This is a genomic window from Rhizobium sp. LjRoot258 (genome assembly GCF_964254185.1).
GTDB lineage: Bacteria > Pseudomonadota > Alphaproteobacteria > Rhizobiales > Rhizobiaceae > Rhizobium.
The window spans coordinates 220,519-238,508 of the sequence record NZ_CAXUST020000002.1; the positions used below are offsets into that span (position 1 = coordinate 220,519).

Below are 17,990 nucleotides of genomic sequence, written 5' to 3' on the forward strand. Positions count from 1 at the left end.
AAGGCATAGGATGTCCGACCTCCCCAACCGCAAGCTTGAAACCGGCGCCTTCTTTGCGCGCGACCGAGAATGGCACGCGCCAGCCTTCACCCCCGGCTACAAGACCTCGGTCCTGCGCTCGCCGCAGCGCGCCCTGCTCTCGCTCGATGGGACGATCTCGGAGATCACCGGTCCTGTCTTCGGCCATTCGATGATCGGCGAACTCGACAATGACCTGATCCACAACTTCGCCAAGCCAGGCGAGAGCGCCATCGGCGAGCGCATCGTGGTTCATGGCCGCGTGCTTGACGAACGCGGCCGGGCGGTGCCCGGTGCGCTTGTCGAATTCTGGCAGGCAAATGCCGGCGGCCGCTACCGCCACAAGAAGGAAACCTATCTTGCCGCCATCGATCCGAACTTCGGCGGCTGCGGGCGCTCCATCACCGATGAAGACGGTCAGTATCGGTTCCGTACCGTTCGTCCGGGCGCCTATCCCTGGCCGAACGGTGTCAATGACTGGCGACCGGCCCATATCCACTTCTCGATCTTCGGCCACGGCTTTGCCCAGCGCCTGATCACACAAATGTATTTCGAGGGGGATCCGATGATCTGGAAGTGTCCAATCGTCGGCACGATCCCCGACAAGCGCGCCATCGAGCAATTGATTGCGCCGCTCGACTGGGGCAACACAATCCCAATGGATGCACGCGCCTATAAATTCGACATCGTGCTGCGCGGTCGCCGCTCGACGATGTTCGAGAACCGGCCGGAGGGGAACTGATGGTACAGCAACTCGGCTACCTCAAGGAAACGCCTTCGCAGACGGCGGGCCCCTATGTCCATATCGGTCTGACCCCGAACTTCTGCGATATCAACGGCGTCTACGAGACCGACCTTGGCACGGTGATGGTCAACGACAAAACGCTTGGCGAGCGCATCAGCGTCAGCGGCCGCGTCTTTGATGGTGCCGGCGCCTTGGTACGCGATGCAGTTGTCGAAATTTGGCAGGCAGACAGCGCCGGCCTCTACAATAGCCCCTCTGAAATGCGCGGTACGGCCGATCCAAACTTCTCCGGCTGGGGGCGTTGTGCGACACGCGCCGACGACGGCGTCTTCTTTTTCGACACGATCAAGCCCGGCCGCGTCCCCTTCAAGGACGGCCGCAAGATGGCGCCGCACATCACGTTCTGGATCGTCGCGCGCGGCATCAACATCGGCCTGCATACGCGCATGTATTTCCCCGAGGAGACCGAGGCAAACAAGGCAGATCCGCTGCTCTTGCGCATCGAGCATAAAGAGCGCGTCGATACGCTGATCGCCACGCGTGAAGGATCGACCTACACCTTCGACATCCGCCTCCAAGGGGACAGGGAGACGGTGTTCCTGGATATCTGACCCCACAAGCTGGCGCGGGACCTTGCAAACGCGACGATTCCGGGCGCAGTTATCGGTCCTTGCAAGAAAGACGCCGATGACCATCTCACCTTTCGATCACCCCTTCCTCTGTGGCCTGCTCGGCGATGACGAAACGGCGTCGTATTTCTCTGCTGAGGCGGATATTCGCGCCATGCTTGCCTTTGAGGCGGCGCTTTCCAGGGCCGAGGCGGTCCATGGTCTGATTTCGCCTGATGCCGCCCGGAAGATCGGTGTCGTTTGCGCCACATTTGAACCGGATCTTTCCCAGCTTAGAGCCGCCACGGCCCGCGATGGCGTTGTCGTTGCCGATCTTGTCAGACAGCTTCGCAAAGCCGTCGGCAGCCCGTTTTCGGATTGTGTTCACCGCGGCGCCACCAGCCAGGATGTCATCGACACCAGTCTGATGGTTCGGCTGAAGGCCGTCGCGTTCCTGTTTTCGAACCGCCTTTCAAAGATCGCACAGGCATTCGACGACCTCGACGCGAGGTTTGGCAAGGCGCGCCTGATGGGGCGCACACGCATGCAGGCGGCCATTGCAATCGCCGTGTCCGATCGTCTCCGTGCCTGGCGCGCGCCGCTCGAGAGCTATCGCGACAGGCTGACCGAACAGCGGTTTCTTGTGCAGTTCGGCGGCGCCGCCGGCACGCTCGACAAGCTTAAGGACAAGGCGCCGGCCATACGGGCCGCTCTTGCCCAGGAGCTCGGGCTTTCCGACGAGCCGCAGTGGCAAAGCCAGCGCGGGTCAATAGCAGATCTCGCCAGTCTGCTTTCTCTGATCAGCGGAAGCCTTGGCAAGTTTGGCCAGGATATTGCGCTTCTCGCGCAGGCCGGCGATGAGATCGAGCTTGCTGGTGGCGGTGGTTCGTCTGCCATGTCCCACAAGCAGAACCCAGTCTCGGCCGAAACTCTGGTTGCCCTTGCGCGTTTCAACGCGACCCAGCTTTCCGGTATCCATCAGTCGCTGGTGCACGAGCAGGAACGCTCCGGTGCGGCCTGGACGCTGGAATGGCTCATTCTGCCGCAAATGGTTATGGCTACGGCCGCTTCGCTGCGTCTGGCATTTGAGCTGACGGGCAATATACGGCGAATTGGCGCCGTAAAATCATAACCCCTGAAATATGAGTTTCGCCTTTTATTTCATTTTACATTACCGTTTTGAATGAGACACTATCGCCAAAATTTTAGCTCTGAGCTAATCCGGCGTAGGAGTGCGCCATCGTCAATGGGAGGATTTATGAAACGGTTTGTCCTGGCCGCCGTTGCGGCAATCGTTATGAGCACAGCGGCCTACGCCGATACCATCAAGGTCGGTGTCGTCGGGCCGTTCTCGGGTCCATTTGCCCTGCAGGGCAAGAACTTCAAGGCCGGCATCGACGCTTACATGACGACCCACGGCAACAAGATCGGCGACAATACCGTGGAGGTGATCTACCGCGACCTTCCGGCCGCCGATCCGGCACAGTCCAAGGCACTGGCGCAGGAACTGGTCGTCAAGGAAAAGGTGCAGTACCTCGCCGGCTTCTATTTCACGCCTGACGCCATGGCTGTGACGCCGATCCTCAAGCAGGCGAATACGCCGCTCGTCATCATGAACGCCGCCACATCGGCGATCGTCACAAAGAGCCCGCTGGTGGTGCGCACCTCGTTCACGACCTGGCAGACCTCCACCCCGATCGCCAAGGTTGCCCATGATGCCGGCGTCAGCAAGGTGATCTCCGTCGTCAGCGACTACGGCCCGGGTGTCGATGCCGAGAATGCCTTCAAGGCGGCGTTCGAGAAGGAGGGCGGGCAGGTGGTCGAGGCGATCCGCATGCCACTGGCGACCAACGACTTCAGCCCGATCATGCAGCGCATCAAGGATTCCGGTGCGCAAGGGGTCTTCGCCTTCCTGCCGTCCGGTCCGACCACGCTCGGCTTCGTCAAGGCCTACAACGAGAATGGCCTCAAGGCTGCCGGCATCAAGTTCTTCGCGCCGGGCGACCTGACGCAAGAGTCCGATCTTCCCGCTCTTGGCGACGCTGCCCTCGGAATCCAGACGACCTTCCATTATGCCGTCTCGCACGACTCGCCCGAGAACAAGGCATTCGTCGAAGCCGCCGCCAAGGCGATCGGCAACAAGGCGGAACTGTCCTTCCCTGCCGTTGGTGCCTATGACGGCATGAACGTCATCTACAAGATGATCGAGGCGACCGGCGGCAAGCAGGATGCGGCCAAGGCCGTCGAGGCCGTCAAGGGCCTTTCCTGGGTCAGCCCGCGTGGCCCGGTCTCGATTGATCCGCAGAGCCGCCACATCACGCAGAACATCTACCTGCGCGAGGTCGTCAAGGCCGATGACGGCACCTACTACAACAAGGAAGTCCAGACGTTCGAAAAGCAGGGTGACCCCGGCCTTGCCGCCGCGAAATGACAGCCTGTCTCTTGTGATACCGGCAGCGGACCAGAAAATGCTTCTAGCGCGGGAGCGCGCTAGAAGCCCCAAAATGCCGGCCCGCTCCAACAGCATCGGGATAGCCTCATGCAAACAGTCTTCAGCATAGCCGTCGATGCGCTTGCCTATGGCATGGTGCTGTTCGTCATCTCGATCGGCCTCTCGGTAACGATGGGATTGATGCGCGTCGTCAATCTCGCGCACGGCGCCTTCGCCATGATCGGCGGCTATATTGCCTCCTATGCGGCACGCGACCTCGGGCTCGGCTATGGGGTTGCGGTCATAGCGGCGGTCGTCGGCACGGTGATCATCGCGGCCCCTATCGAACGCTTCCTCTATCGGCGCATCTATGGGGCGCCTGAATTGACACAGGTGCTGATGACGATCGGCATTACTTTCTGCATTATCGGCATCGCCAATTACGTGTTCGGTCCGACCCTGAAGACGATCCCGCTGCCGGGAGGACTTCAGGGCTCCGCCGACCTTGGGTTCCGCACGATCCCCGTGCATCGCCTCTTTGCGATCCTGTGCGGGCTCGCCGTCGCCGTCGGGCTCTGGTACGCGATCGAAAGGACGAGTTTCGGCGTGAAGTTGCGCGCCTCGGTCGACAATGCCGCAATGGCGGCAGCGCTCGGCGTACGCACCGAAATCATCTATGCATTGAGTTTTGCCGTTGCCGTCGGGCTTGCCGCCTTCGGCGGCGTGGTCGGCGCAGAGCTGCTGCCCGTCGAACCCTATTATGCGCTGCGCTACATGGTGACTTTCCTCGTGGTGGTTTCGGTCGGCGGCGCCGGGTCGATCCCAGGAGCACTGATTGCCTGTCTCGTGCTCGGCGGAATTGACACCACCGGTCGCTATCTCATGCCGGAATTTGGCGAATTCTTCTTCTACCTCGCGGTCATTGCCATCATCTGCATCTTCCCGCGCGGCCTTGCAGGACGGACGAAATAGAAATGGCTGTCGTCATGAATACCGAAGCAGCAGTTTCCACCTCCGACCGCCCCCGCCGCTCACGCTCACTGGGGCGTGATGTGGCAGGCGTCGCCGCCATAACAGTCGTTGCTGTCATCGGCTACCTCTTGTTTCCGGACAATCTTGCGCTGCTCACCCGCATCGTTGCCGTTGCTCTGCTTGTCCTGTCGCTCGATCTCGTCACTGGCTATTGCGGCGTCGCGACACTCGGCCATGCAGCCCTCTTCGGCTCGGGCGCCTATGCGGCCGGCATCCTCTCGGCCCATTACGGCATCAACGACCCGCTGCTGATGACGCTTGCCGGCATCGCGGGAGGCGCTGTCGCCGGGCTGGTCAGCGGCGCCGTCATCCTGCGCGGCCATGGTCTGCCGCAACTCGTGCTGTCGATCGCACTCATCAACCTGTTTCACGAGTTCGCCAACAAGGCGTCGAGCTGGACGGGCGGCAGTGACGGGCTTTCGGGCATCTCCACTGATCCGATCTTCGGCTACTTCGAATTCGATCTCTACGGCCACACCGCCTATGTCTTTGCGATTGTCCTGCTGCTGATCGTCTTCGTGGTCCTGCGCCTGCTTGTCCGCTCTCCGTTCGGCATGCTGTGTCGCGGCATCAAGGAGGATGATGTGCGCATCCGTGCCATGGGCGCGTCACCGAAGGCGGCCCTGATGAGGATGTACGTGATCTCAGGCGCGGTCGCCGGTATCGGAGGGGCGCTGAACGCCATCACCACACAGGTCGTGGGCCTCGACAGCCTGTCCTTCACGCTTTCGGCGGAGTCGCTGGTCATGCTCGTCCTCGGTGGCACAGGTTCGCTGTTTGGTGCGCTCTCCGGGACCGTGATCTTCATGCTCTTCGAGGATTACGTCTCGGCTGCAAACCCATTCCACTGGCTGACGATGGTCGGCGCGCTGTTGATCACCGTTGTTCTGTTTGCCCCGAAGGGGCTCTACGGCTCCACCGCGGCGTTTTTGGCCCGCAAACGGGAGGCCGGACAATGAGTGCCGTCTTTGAAGTCATCAATCTGAAGAAATCCTTTGGCGGCCTCGCTGTGACGAACGACGTCTCGCTGTCGATGGCACCGGGCGACCGCGTGGCGCTGATCGGACCGAACGGTGCCGGCAAGACCACGTTCGTCAATCTCGTGACCGGCAACTTGCGGCCGGATTCCGGCGATGTTCGTCTTGCTGGCGAAACCGTCACCAAGGTCAGAGCCAACGGCCGCGTCAAGCGCGGATTGGTACGATCCTTCCAGGTTACCCGGCTCTTCCTCGAGATGACGCCGGCCGAGCATGTGGCGCTTGCCATCCTCCAGCGTCAGGGACGCACGGGCCGCATGTTCGGACATTTTCTTGCCATGCCCGATGTGATGGACGAGGTGAGCGATCTGCTCGGCACGCTTGGCATCGCCCATCTCATGCACCGCAGAGTAAACGAGATCGCCTATGGCCAGCAGCGTCTCCTGGAGATTGCCGTTGCCATGGCCTTGCGGCCAAAGGTGCTATTGCTTGATGAGCCGGCCGCCGGTGTTCCCCAGAGCGATACCGGGCGCATCGAGCAGGCGCTTGCCGACCTGCCCGCCGATCTCGCCGTCCTGATGATCGAGCACGACATGGATCTCGTCTTCCGCTTCGCCAAGCGCGTCGTCGTTCTCGCTGCAGGAGCGATCATCTTCGACGGATCGCCTGCTGATGTCACCAAGGATGCCCGCGTTCGCGAGGCCTATCTCGGGAGCTATGCCCATGCCAGCCACGCCGCTTGAGGTCGAAAACCTATCTGCCGGCTATGGGCCGACACGCGTTCTGGACGGCGTTTCGTTCTCTGTTCCCGCCGGCGCGCGCCTTGCGGTGCTCGGCCGCAACGGCATGGGCAAGACCACGCTGCTCGCCACGCTCGCCGGACAGACCAAACGCTATGATGGCACGATACGCATCGGTGCGGCCGATGTGACGGCGATGCCTAGTGCTGCACGCGCTCACAAGGGATTGGGCTATGTGCCGCAGGCGCGCTGCGTTTTCCCGACATTGACAGTGGAGGAAAACCTCTTCGTCGGCCTGAAAGGCCGCGCCAAGAGCGCCCTGGACGAAGCCTACGACATGTTTCCGCGTTTGAAGGAGCGACGCCGAAACCTCGGCAACCAGCTTTCGGGCGGCGAGCAGCAGATGCTGTCCACGGCGCGCACGATCCTCGGCCGTCCGTCGGTACTTCTGCTGGACGAGCCACTCGAGGGGTTGGCGCCCGTCATTTGCGAGGAACTGATGGCGGCCTTCGCCGAACTTGCAAAGACCGGTGATATGACCATCCTTCTTGTGGAGCAGCGCATCCAAAGCGCGCTCGACTTTGCCGATCATGTGATCGTGCTTGAGCGCGGCCGGCTCGCCTGGGCTGGCACGCCGAAGGCGCTGTCCGACGACCACGATGCCGTCGAGCGTCTGCTGGGCGTGGGCGGATTGCACTAACTTGCCACCACGCGGCGCGATCGTCGCGTTGCCGTTCCAACAGAAGCGCCCTGCCCGCACCTGTCGTTCTCATACTATCGACGCAGGAGCCGACAATTGTATTGGCGCAGTTGAGAAACCATTTAATGGACAAGAAATGCGGAACGTGCCGCTTTTGTCTTGTCAGGCGTCATGCTCCGTTCACCAAAAACAAACCATAAGCAGTTGCGTTGCGACGTGAAAACCGATTGCTTAGGAATATCTACCATTCTGCTGACGGCTGGTAGAAACGGTATGAAGGATACAGGGCAGCCTATGGAAATCAACGCTTCGCTTGTTCATCAAAGTATGATTACGATGGCGTTGTGGGGTGGGCCCATTTTGAAGACGCGATGAGTAAAGATCTGTTTCAGGTAAAGTTTTGGGGCGTTCGCGGCAGCATCCCGGTCTCGGGCCCCGAATTCGATCGCTACGGCGGCAACACCTCGTGCATCGAAATTCGCTGCGGTGAACACCGGATGATCTTCGACGCCGGATCAGGCGTACGCGAAGCCGGGCTTGCCATGCTGAATGAGGACGTCCGGGACGTCGACCTGTTTTTCAGCCATTGTCACTACGACCACATCATCGGTCTTCCGTTCTTCAAGGCGATTTACTATCCCACCATCGACCTGACGATCTGGTCCGGCCATCTTGACGGAAAGATGAGCACCCGCGAGATGATCGAGCAGTTCATCAGCCCGCCATGGTTCCCTGTCAAAACCGACATCTGCCAGGCAACGATGAGCTTTCGCGACTTTCATGCGGGTCAGACGCTGGAGCCACGGCCCGGCATCAAGATCAAGACCTTCATGCTGAACCATCCAGGCGGGGCGATTGGTTACCGTGTGGAATGGAAGGGACGCTCCGTGGCGCTGATCTACGACATCGAGCATATCCCCGGCGTCTATGATCCGGTCGCGTTGGAGATGATGGAAGACGTCGATCTTGCCGTTTACGACTGCACGTATAACGAAGACGAGATGCAGCGCTTCAAGGGCTTCGGCCATTCCACATGGCAGCACGGTGTCGAACTCGCCAAGATGGCCGGCACCAAGCAGTTTGCCCTGTTCCACCATGCACCCTCGCGAACGGATACGCAGCTGGAGCGGATGGAACAGGAGGCACAGGCTTCGTTCCCGGGAGCTTTCGCCGCAAGGGACAATCAGGTCCTCGAAATCTAGTCAAGCAGATCGCGCGCCGACATCCAGGCGACGCCCGGATGATGCCCGGTCTCTTGGAAGAGACGGGTCAGGAACTCCCATTCCGAGGCGCCATGCACCAGATGGTGGGTGAGTATGCCGACCGGCTCATCGTCCTTTGCAAAGCGAGCCTGCAATTGCGCGACCAGTTCTGCGACCAGATCGCCATGCGGGCGGTTCCCGCGCTGTCGGCGGGTGTTGACGACGTCGACATGCGTGTTCAGCAGGCGGATCGGACCGCCGGCCTTAGCTCTGCCGAATATCGACAGCGCTTTGAAGTCCTGCGCGCCAAGTTGGGGGACCAGCGCCTCGCTTATCCTGTTCCAGGGCGGCACCAGCATCGGGACCAGCCTTGGGCCGTAAAGGTCTTGAAGGGCGACAAGTCCATCGTGCAATTGCCCGAGCACGACGTCCGCCGACCGGTGGCAGCCGAGTTCCTGTTTCTTTTCGTCCGGGCCGGCATGGTTTGCATGCGACCAGCCGTGCACGGCGACAAGGATGTGGCCTTCGCGGGACAGACGTGTCGCCAGGGCTTCTCCGGTAGAGGCTGGAACGACCGCAATTGTTGCCGGGAGACAAGCCCGGCGAGTGACCTCCAGCAGGATTTCGAGGGCGTCAGTCGGCTCGGTGGCATCGTCGTCGCGCAACCAGAATCGTGCCTGGCAACCTGCTGCCCGCCAGCGGTCCAGCTCCTGTCGCAGTGGGGTCCAGATCTGATCGTCGCTCATACTTCTCGTCTCACGTAAGTCCGCAAAATGGTGTCGAGCGCTGACGCGGCGACCTTGAGCGAACGCTCGTTCAGAACGAAGTGACGCGCGCTTGTCCCCATTGTCGAGCGCCTGACGCGATCGTCAAGCAAAGCCGCGATTGCCGCTGCGAAGGCCGGTACATCTCCCTGGGGTGTCAGATCGCCGGTGATGCCGTCGATGACCACCTCCGGAACGCCAGCGGTCCTCTGGGCGACCACCGGCAATCCTGCCGCCTGGGCCTCCAGGTAAGCAAGTCCGTAGGCTTCTCCGCAACCCGGCCACACATAGATGCCGGAGTGGCTGAGCTCATCAGCGATCTCGCCGGCGCTCAACTCTCCGAGCCATTCGATGCGATCCGGTTCGAACACGCCAAGCAACCGCTCCACGTCGGCCCGCATCGGCCCATCCCCGGCGATTGTCAGTGTCCAGGGACGATCCCGAAGGAGCCCCAGCGCCTCGGCGAGCATCGTGTAGCTCTGCATCTTGTCGCCGCCGCGCATCATCGCGACGGCGATCAGGCGTTGTGGCTCTGCCTGAGGCAAGGCGGTCTCGAAAAGCGCAGTGTCGATGAAAGGCTTGAGCGCGGCGAATGAACCTGTCGGCAGGGCCTTCATCAGACCCGCCCTGTCACGCTCCGTCAAAACGATGTTGACGGCGGCGTCGCGGGCGCCATCCACCACCAGCCTCTGCAGCGGCGCCCAGTCGGTTATGTCTCGCTTCGCCGAATAGGATGCCTCGGCTGTGACGTATGGAATGGAAAATTCCCGGCAGAGCGTCGGTCCGAAGGGGTCGGGCGATTTGTAGTAGGGATGGTAGCAGAACCAGAGATCCGGCCGCTGCTGACTGGACCAGTCGTTGCGCAGGCGCTGCATTTCAGCCTCTGCGGCGGACCGCCGGCCGATCGCTTCCTCGGGTGTCGCGGCAAAGCTGCGGAACGCCGAGACGATCTCGACGGAATGCCCGGCAAGCTCCAGAGCCCGCATGAGCAGGCGCGCCATCAGACGGTCGCCGGACGGAACGGGGTGGTTCGGGGATTTCAACGGTGCGTAGAACGCAACCCGCATTACTGCACCTCCGCCGACACACACTGTTCACAATCGATGTCTGGGCTTGCCACGAGAAATTCCGCTATTGTCGGCTTCCTTGAGTTTTGCTGATAACATGTGAAAGGCGATCGCAATCGCAGTGGCGGTAATTGCACCTCAATTCCGTCATCTCTATTGCATTTGTCATTCGGTATTCAAGAACGGGAATGAATGGCGACCATCGCTGCCACCAGTATTTTTTCACAGCGCTCAATCAGACGGGCTCGGCTTGGCTCCGGGCTCGTCATGTTTGTCTTCGTGCTCCTGCATCTGTCCAACCATGCGCTGGGTCTGATTTCCGTCTCGGCAGCTGACGATGGGCGAAGGCTTTTCCTGGCGATCTGGCGCAACCCTTTGGGAACGGTGGTGTTCTACGGGGCCGTTCTTGTTCACATTACGCTGGTTCTGCGTGCCGTCTATATGCGTCGCAGCCTGGTGATGCCGGCGGGCGAATTGGCTCAGATCGTGCTCGGTATCTCGATACCGCTGCTGTTGATTGACCATGTCATCGGCACGCGCATCGCGCACGCGCTCTTCCAGCACCGAGATGATTACGAGACGATCGTTCGCCTTCTCTGGATCACGTCGCCGGGCAACGGGTGGCGACAGGTCGCGGCTCTTTTGGCCGTCTGGATTCACGGCTGTATCGGTCTGCATTTCTGGCTGCGCTACAGGCCCTGGTATGACAGCATCGCTGCCCTGCTGCTTGCCGTTGCGATCCTGCTGCCGGTGCTTGCTATCCTCGGCTTCATCGAAATGGGCAGGACGATTGCGGAACCCGCCTACGAGGGCATGGTCAACACCGATCGCTACCGCGAGAACCTCAACATCCGTTATTACTCGGACCCAGAAGCGCAGCGTCAGCTCGCCATGATCCGAGCCGGACTTTACGGATCCTTTTCCGGCGCGCTTTTGATCGTCGTTGGTGCCCGCTCCTGGCGACGTTGGCGGGAGCGGGTCAACCAAATCACGGTGCGCTATCCGGGCGGTGAGGTAATCAGCGTGCCGCGTGGCTTTACCGTTCTCGAGGCAAGCAGGCTCGGCGGCCTGCCGCATTATTCTGTCTGCGGCGGCAAGGGGCAATGCTCGACCTGCCGGGTCCAGATTCTCAGCCGGTTTGACGACCTGCCGCCGCCTGACAAGCTCGAGCAATCGACGCTCAAACGGATCAAAGCCGCCGCCGACGTGCGGCTTGCCTGCCAGCTGCGACCGACGCACGACGTGACAGTCGCGCCGCTGCTCATTGCGGCGACGGAAACGACATTGCCGCCAAACACCCAGGAGACGAGCCCTGGACGCGAGCGCGAGATCACCGTTCTCTTCTGCGACATCCGCCATTTCACCTCACTGACGGAAACGCGCCTGCCCTTCGACATCGTATTTCTGCTCAACCGCTATTTTGCGCTGGTCGGCAACGCCGTAGAGAAATCCGGCGGGCGCATAGACAAGTTCATCGGTGACGGCGCCATGGCACTCTTCGGCATCGGTAGCTCGCCGGAAGAGGCGTGTCGCCAGGCGCTTGCCGCGGCCGCGGCCATCGTGCGCGACATCGAAAAGCTCGGTGCCGAACTTTCGGACGAACTTTCCATGCCGCTTCACATCGCCATCGGCATTCATACGGGGCCGGCCGTCGTCGGAACGCTTGGCTATGGTCGGGTGCGCAGCCTCACCGCAATCGGCGATACGGTGAACGTGGCAAGCCGGCTGGAGACCGCGGCCAAGGAATTCGATGCGGCCATCGTTATTTCCGAAACGGTCGCAAACCTTTCCGGAGCCGATACGGCCGGCGTGGAAAGCCGTGAAATCAGTGTGCGCGGTCGCGCCCTGCCCTTGAAAGTCTATGTCATTCCGAGTGACAAAGCCGCTGAACTGGTCGAAGGAAAAGATGCATGACGAGCCGCGACTGGCTCAGGGCCAAATTCTGGCAGAAGCGCCTGCGAAGAGCGCGCAATGCTGTCGCAAGCAGGTTCTTCAACACCCGTACCGGCAGGCGTTTGTTGATCGAGAATATCGGACCGCGGGTTGTGTCGATGACGGTCGATGCGGGCGATCATCTGATGACCTTCTCGCCGGCGGACTATATCGGTCGCAAGGTCTTCCGAAAGGGACACTTCGAGCGCGAGCATGTCGACCGCCTGATCACGGTCCTGCGCGAGCGCGGCCTGATGCACAAGCATGGCTATCTTCTGGAAATCGGCGGAAACATCGGCACGCAGACCGTCTACTTCGCGCTGAGCGGCGCCTATGACCGTATCGTCAGCGTCGAGCCCGACCCGCGCAACTTCCCGCTGCTGCAGAAAAATATCCGCCAGAACAAGCTCGAGGGAATCGTGACGCTGGTCAATTGCGCCGCCGGAGCGACATCGGGCGAGATCGACTTCTACATGAACGCCAACAATCATGGAAAAAGCAGCGCGTTTCGAAAGAGCGTCAGCGACCGGAAGACGAGTGTCCCGGTCAAGCCGGTGGAACAGATCCTCGACGAGCTTTTTATCGATCCTGCCGATATTGGCCTCGTCTGGATGGACATCGAGGGCTATGAGCCGGTTGCCTGCCGCTCGATGCTGCCGCTGCTGTCGCGCCGCGTGCCGCTCTACATGGAGTTCACACCGCTTTTCTACGGTCCGCAACAGACACGCGAGTTCATCAAGACGCTCGCCGCCTTCTACGAGAATTGCCTGGTCTTCTTCGAGGAGGACGAGCAGGAGATGAAAGTCATCGACCTGCCGGGCAGCATCGAGCAATACGACGTGCTCTTTCTTCCCTGATCACTTCCGCCGATAGAGGAAGTAGCGGCCTTCCTTGACGCCGGCTGGCAAGGGCAGTGGTTCGAGTTCAGGGCGCTCCAGCGGCAGGCCGCTGACCGCGATACCATCCCTGGCAAGCACACCGACCATGAGTTGCGGCAGCCACGTCAGCGTGATGGCATCGATCTCGTCGTGCCCGGTGCCGATATCGGCATGCGCGAGTGCTGCCCCGATGCCGACGAAAGTCTGGCCGGATTCGCGGATATCGCCGGTCACCATATTCTCCGCCGGTGGCGTCGAAGACGAATAGGAGCGGACCTCGCGATCGAAGGCAATGATGCGACGATCCGGAAAATGCTCACGCAGATGATCATAGGTGCGGCCATTGCCGAGGCCGAATTCCAGAACCGGACCTTCGGTGCCGTTCACGAGGGCGACGATTGCATTCAATATGTCGCGCTGCGCCGTCAAGCGGCGGATGAAGCTGTCCAGACGGCTCATCTATGTCCTTGTCCATTCACTAATTTTCGACATCGGTGCTAACACATGAAACTGTATGAAGTCGATTGCCGTAGATGCAAAATGGCGTTGCAGTCGCTGCATGGGTCTGTGCTAGGCTCCTCACATGAACGACGTTTCAAATGAAAGATTCTTTGCCGACGTGCCGGTCTTCACCGACTTTGAGCGCGTGACCGATACGAGCAACTATCACCCGCTCCCTGACGGCTGGTTCCTGGCGCTCGCCGACATCGTCGGTTCGACACAGGCGATCGCCGCCGGCCGCTACAAGGACGTGAACATGGCGGGCGTGAGCGTCATTTCCGCGGTGCTGAATGCGGTTGACAAGGGCGACTACCCGTTCGTGTTCGGCGGCGATGGTGCCGTGGTCGCATTACCGGGGAATCTCGAGGATGTAGCGCGTGGCGCATTGGCGGCGGCGCAGCGATGGGTCGAGGAGGAAATGGGCCTGACGCTACGCATTGCGGTCGTACCCCTCGCAGATATTCGCAAGGAAGGCCTGGACGTTCGCGTCGCGCGCCATGCTGCAAGCCCGTTCGTCACCTATGCGATGTTTGCCGGCGGTGGAGCCAGCTGGGCCGAGCGCCAGATGAAAAGCGGAGGCTATGGTGTTGAGCCCGCACCGCCGGGCACACGGCCGGATCTGACCGGACTGTCGTGCCGATGGAGCCCAATCGCGGCGCACAACGGCGAGATCGTCTCCATTATCGCAGTACCGGCCGAAGGCGGTCGCCCCAGCGCATCGTTCCGCAAGCTCGTGATGGAGGTGGTGGCCATCTCTGCCGAGCAGGGCCGCGGCGGCCATCCGGTTCCTCCGGACGGCCCCGAATTTGCCTTTTCGATGAAGGGTGTCGATCGAGAGGCGCGCGCAACGGCAATGCCGGGAAAGCGGCTGAAGCAGAAGCTGTTCATCATGCTTCAAATCGGTCTCGTGGTCGTCCTGCACAAGCTGGGCGCCAAGCTCGGCCGCTTCGATGCCCGGCGTTACACGCAGGACGTTTCCGGAAACTCCGACTTCCGCAAGTTCGACGATGGCCTGAAGATGACGATCGATGTCGACGCGCAACGTCTCGGCCGTATTCAGGCGCTCCTCGAAGAGGCGAAAGCCAAGGGCATTGCTCGTTTTGGCCTTCACCGGCAGGCCTCAGCGCTGATGACCTGTTTTGTTCCCACGCCGCTTTCGCGCGATCACGTGCACTTCATCGATGGCGCCAGCGGCGGCTACGCCGTCGCCGCGAGCCAGATCACAGGCAAGACGCTGTCAGCGGTCAAGATCACGCCTTGACGATGTGGTCGGCGTGTAGCCCGAGACGCGCAAAAACGTTGCGCGTGTCGATGATCAGCGCGGCACTGCTTGCGATGACCGCATAGTCGAGCTGATCATGGTCGGTTGCCACTAGGACGGCGTCGTAGGCTTCCAAGGTCTCTTGCGTGAGGTTCACCGACGTCCGGCCCTTCAGATGCTGGTATTCGCGCGTCGACGGGATCTCAGCAACATGGGGATCATGATAATCGGCCTTGCCGCCGCGCTCTTCGATGATCTCCATCAGGCGTAGTGAAGGGCTCTCGCGAATGTCGGCGACGTTCTTCTTGTAGGCAAGGCCGAGAACCAGGACCCGTGAGCGGCTAAGGGCCTTGCCGGCGCGGATGTCGAGTGCTTCGGCAAGCTTGCCGACGACGTAACGCGGCATGGCCGAATTGATCTCACCGGCGAGTTCTATGAAGCGCGTCGGCAACTCGTATTCGCGGGATTTCCAGGTGAGGTAGAAGGGATCGATCGGGATGCAGTGGCCGCCGAGGCCCGGGCCGGGATAGAAGGGCATGTAGCCGAATGGCTTGGTCTTTGCAGCGTCGATCACTTCCCAAACATCGATCCCCATGGCGGCGTAGACGGTCTTCAGCTCGTTCACGAGCGCGATGTTGACCGACCGGAAGATGTTTTCCGTCAGCTTGACGGCCTCTGCGGTTGCGTTGGAAGACACCGGAACGACGGTTTTGACCGCCGCGCCGTAAAAGCTCGTCATCAGCGCCAGTGCCTGCGCACCGTCCCCGGCGACGACCTTTGGAATGGTCGCCGTGTGATAGTGCTGATTGCCCGGGTCCTCACGCTCCGGCGAAAAGCCGACGAAGAAGTCGCTGCCCGATTTCAGGCCGGTCTTCTCAAGGATGACCTTGACGATGTCGTCCGTGGTGCCCGGATAAGTCGTCGATTCCAGCACCACAAGCTGGCCGGCTCGCAGATGCTCGGCAATCGAGCGGGACGTTGCCTCGACAAAGGACAGATCAGGGTCGCGGTGCTTGGTGAGCGGCGTCGGCACGCAGATGACAATGACATCGCAGGCCGCAAGCTTGGCAAAGTCCGTTGTGGCAGAAAAGCGCCCGCTGTCGATTTCGGCAGCGAGATCATCGCTTCCGACAGAATCGATGTAGGAACGCCTCGCCTCGAGCGCGACGATCTTCTTGGCGTCGATGTCAAAGCCGGTAACGGCAAAACCGCTGCGGGCAATGGCGATTGCCAGCGGCAGGCCGACGTAGCCGAGGCCTATGACACCGGCTCGGGCGCTGCGGGTTTCGATCTTGCTTGAAAGGATGTCGTAGGCGAAGGAACTGGCCAAGGCAGGTCTCATCTGAGTGCTGAACGGTACCCTGATCTAATGGAAGACCGTGGCAATTGAAACCCGCCCGCAAATCACTGCCCACTGACGTAATCGTGAAACTCGCGCCAAGGATGCGCCTCGATCATCCCGCAGGTCTAACCAGTGTGACCAAAAAGACTCGGTGTGCCCGAAGACATTCATCGCAATGCCAGAAAATGTACAGATGCCATTGTTTGGGGTTTGCCCCATGCCTATTTAGGTTGAATAACGAACCGCGAGAAAGGACTGCCTATCCTGCCCACTTTATCAAGGGTTTGACAGGTGCCGCTGCCGGGTTCCCGGCAGATCGTTGACACAATATTACCGCTCGTCCATCCTCCTACCCGCCCTGCGCACGGCGTTGCTGCAGGCTGGGTGGCTGACGCTTTTCAGGAGTGGACGTCCTTTATGAGGATACTACCGAGAATGGGCACGATCGAATCCAGCGTCTCCTCTATTTTGTTGGATCGGGTCGCTGAATGGCTGACCAATTCCTCGTTGGCCGGGGATGATCTAGAGAGCATCGTTCGCGGATTTTGCGAACGCATTGCGGCCGCCGGCCTGCCGATCGCGCGCGTGCATCTCACATTTTCCATGCTGCACCCGCTCTACGATGCGCTGAGCTTCACATGGCGACGCGCAAGTGGCGTGACGATCGAAGGATATCGCCATACCGCAGGGCAGAAACCGGACCGCTTTCTGCAGAGCCCGTATTACTACCTCCTGGACAACAACCTCCAGCACATCCGCCGTCGCATCCCGGCCGATGGGGCAGCCGAGTTTCCGGTCTTCGTCGATCTGCGCGAAGAGCGTATCACCGACTATTTGGCGTTCGTCCAACCGTTCGGCGATGGCTCGGTGCAGGGTATGATGGGATCGTGGTCGACAGACAGCCATACCGGTTTTTCCGACGACATGATCGATGCGCTGCTGCGTATGCAGAACCACCTTGCCGTTGCGGCCAAAATGGCAGTTCTCGGCAAGCTCGCCAACAACATGCTGACCACCTATCTGGGCGGCGATGCCGGCAAGCGTGTGTTGAATGGCCAGATCCGTCGCGGCGACGGCGAGACGATCCGTGCCGCTCTCGTGATGGGCGATATGCGCCAGTCGACCGTGTATGCCGAAAAGGAAGGCCGGCAGGCCTACATCGATACGCTGAACCAGTTCTTCGACGCAATCGCTGCGCCGTTCAATCGCAATGGTGGTGAGATCCTAAGTTTCCTCGGGGACGGCTTCCTTGCGGTCTATCCCTGCGGCCGGCACAAGGATCCCTCCAAGATTGCCTGCCAGGCCGCCCTTTCAGCGGTCCATCAGGCCCAAGCACGGGTCGCGGAATTGAACCGGGAACGAGTGGAGGCGGGCTTGAGCAAGGTTTCCTACGGGATCGGCCTTCACGTCGGCAACGTGATGTTCGGCAATGTCGGCCTCAAGGACCGGCTGACCTTTTCGGCCTTCGGCTCTGCTGTCAACGAGGTCCAGCGCCTGCAATCGCTGACGAAGAAATATTCGAGCGAGGTGGTCGCGAGCCAGGCTTTCGCCGGCTACTGCGGTGGCGAGTGGCGCACCCTAGGAGAGGAAAAGCTGCGCGGCATCCGCCAGAAGGTCACGGTTCTGCAACCGCACGTGCCGGCGCCTGCCCTGCATGTCGAAGAAAATTTCCGTGAAGTCGCACCAACCCCACTTTCTGAGGCGGAGCAGGTCATCCTGCTTCATCGTGATGCCCGCAAGCAGGCCAAGAGACCAACGGTGGAGGAGTTCATTCAATAGAGGTGCTGGCAAC

At 60.8% G+C, this 17,990-nt stretch carries 17 protein-coding genes; 13 read left to right on the forward strand and 4 right to left on the reverse strand.

Features of this window, described 5'->3' with window-relative positions; translation table 11 throughout:
- Positions 1-10 precede the first annotated feature (10 nt).
- The 9 genes from pcaH (at position 11) to ACSQ9D_RS21980 (ending at position 8,453) form a co-directional block, all read left to right on the forward strand.
- A complete protein-coding gene (pcaH, locus tag ACSQ9D_RS21940) occupies positions 11-760 on the forward strand; it encodes a protocatechuate 3,4-dioxygenase subunit beta (protein WP_436284078.1) in 750 nt (249 codons plus the stop codon).
- Positions 760-1,374, forward strand: a complete 615-nt coding sequence (pcaG, locus tag ACSQ9D_RS21945; RefSeq protein ID WP_436284079.1) for a protocatechuate 3,4-dioxygenase subunit alpha — start codon at positions 760-762, stop codon at positions 1,372-1,374. Before pcaH ends, pcaG begins: the two co-directional genes overlap by 1 nt.
- Positions 1,375-1,450: 76 nt before the next feature.
- A complete protein-coding gene (locus tag ACSQ9D_RS21950) occupies positions 1,451-2,503 on the forward strand; it encodes a 3-carboxy-cis,cis-muconate cycloisomerase (protein ID WP_436284080.1) in 1,053 nt (350 codons plus the stop codon).
- A 126-nt stretch (positions 2,504-2,629) separates the two neighbouring features.
- On the forward strand, positions 2,630-3,802 hold the full coding sequence (locus ACSQ9D_RS21955) for an ABC transporter substrate-binding protein (RefSeq protein ID WP_047519384.1): 1,173 nt from the start codon (positions 2,630-2,632) through the stop codon (positions 3,800-3,802).
- A 108-nt stretch (positions 3,803-3,910) separates the two neighbouring features.
- On the forward strand, positions 3,911-4,774 hold the full coding sequence (locus ACSQ9D_RS21960) for a branched-chain amino acid ABC transporter permease (protein WP_436284081.1): 864 nt from the start codon (positions 3,911-3,913) through the stop codon (positions 4,772-4,774).
- Positions 4,775-4,776: 2 nt separating this feature from the next.
- Positions 4,777-5,793, forward strand: coding sequence for a branched-chain amino acid ABC transporter permease (locus ACSQ9D_RS21965; RefSeq protein WP_436284082.1), 1,017 nt, complete (start codon positions 4,777-4,779; stop codon positions 5,791-5,793).
- Positions 5,790-6,554 carry an ABC transporter ATP-binding protein gene (locus ACSQ9D_RS21970; RefSeq protein WP_436284083.1) on the forward strand — a complete coding sequence of 255 codons (765 nt, stop codon included), beginning with the start codon at positions 5,790-5,792 and terminating at the stop codon, positions 6,552-6,554. Before ACSQ9D_RS21965 ends, ACSQ9D_RS21970 begins: the two co-directional genes overlap by 4 nt.
- Positions 6,535-7,251 (forward strand): ABC transporter ATP-binding protein, encoded by a 717-nt coding sequence (locus tag ACSQ9D_RS21975; RefSeq protein WP_436284084.1) that lies wholly within the window; start codon positions 6,535-6,537, stop codon positions 7,249-7,251. Before ACSQ9D_RS21970 ends, ACSQ9D_RS21975 begins: the two co-directional genes overlap by 20 nt.
- Before the next feature lie 371 nt (positions 7,252-7,622).
- On the forward strand, positions 7,623-8,453 hold the full coding sequence (locus ACSQ9D_RS21980) for an MBL fold metallo-hydrolase (RefSeq protein ID WP_037118646.1): 831 nt from the start codon (positions 7,623-7,625) through the stop codon (positions 8,451-8,453).
- On the opposite strand, the gene ACSQ9D_RS21985 is transcribed toward ACSQ9D_RS21980, so the two are convergent.
- Together ACSQ9D_RS21985 and ACSQ9D_RS21990 are read right to left on the reverse strand one after the other, a co-directional pair.
- On the reverse strand, positions 8,450-9,199 hold the full coding sequence (locus ACSQ9D_RS21985) for a polysaccharide deacetylase family protein (protein ID WP_436284085.1): 750 nt from the start codon (positions 9,197-9,199) through the stop codon (positions 8,450-8,452). The two genes, ACSQ9D_RS21980 and ACSQ9D_RS21985, sit on opposite strands and share 4 nt — an antisense overlap.
- On the reverse strand, positions 9,196-10,284 hold the full coding sequence (locus tag ACSQ9D_RS21990; RefSeq protein WP_436284086.1) for a glycosyltransferase family 4 protein: 1,089 nt from the start codon (positions 10,282-10,284) through the stop codon (positions 9,196-9,198). The genes ACSQ9D_RS21985 and ACSQ9D_RS21990 overlap by 4 nt, the downstream gene beginning before the upstream one ends.
- A gap of 192 nt (positions 10,285-10,476) precedes the next feature.
- On the opposite strand from ACSQ9D_RS21990, the gene ACSQ9D_RS21995 reads away from it, so the two are divergent.
- Positions 10,477-12,198 (forward strand): adenylate/guanylate cyclase domain-containing protein, encoded by a 1,722-nt coding sequence (locus ACSQ9D_RS21995; protein ID WP_436284087.1) that lies wholly within the window; start codon positions 10,477-10,479, stop codon positions 12,196-12,198.
- Positions 12,195-13,073 carry an FkbM family methyltransferase gene (locus tag ACSQ9D_RS22000; protein ID WP_436284088.1) on the forward strand — a complete coding sequence of 293 codons (879 nt, stop codon included), beginning with the start codon at positions 12,195-12,197 and terminating at the stop codon, positions 13,071-13,073. Before ACSQ9D_RS21995 ends, ACSQ9D_RS22000 begins: the two co-directional genes overlap by 4 nt.
- Here the strand turns inward: ACSQ9D_RS22000 and ACSQ9D_RS22005 are convergent, their stop codons facing one another.
- On the reverse strand, positions 13,074-13,553 hold the full coding sequence (locus tag ACSQ9D_RS22005) for a class I SAM-dependent methyltransferase (RefSeq protein WP_436284089.1): 480 nt from the start codon (positions 13,551-13,553) through the stop codon (positions 13,074-13,076).
- A 124-nt stretch (positions 13,554-13,677) separates the two neighbouring features.
- Between ACSQ9D_RS22005 and ACSQ9D_RS22010 the strand changes: the two genes are divergently transcribed.
- Positions 13,678-14,856: a DUF3095 domain-containing protein gene (locus tag ACSQ9D_RS22010; protein ID WP_436284090.1), complete on the forward strand. Its 1,179-nt coding sequence runs from the start codon at positions 13,678-13,680 to the stop codon at positions 14,854-14,856.
- On the opposite strand, the gene ACSQ9D_RS22015 is transcribed toward ACSQ9D_RS22010, so the two are convergent.
- Complete coding sequence (locus tag ACSQ9D_RS22015) at positions 14,846-16,198, reverse strand: nucleotide sugar dehydrogenase (protein ID WP_436284091.1); 1,353 nt, start codon at positions 16,196-16,198, stop codon at positions 14,846-14,848. The two genes, ACSQ9D_RS22010 and ACSQ9D_RS22015, sit on opposite strands and share 11 nt — an antisense overlap.
- A 435-nt stretch (positions 16,199-16,633) precedes the next feature.
- Between ACSQ9D_RS22015 and ACSQ9D_RS22020 the strand changes: the two genes are divergently transcribed.
- Positions 16,634-17,977 (forward strand): adenylate/guanylate cyclase domain-containing protein, encoded by a 1,344-nt coding sequence (locus tag ACSQ9D_RS22020; protein ID WP_436284092.1) that lies wholly within the window; start codon positions 16,634-16,636, stop codon positions 17,975-17,977.
- Positions 17,978-17,990: the final 13 nt, after the last annotated feature.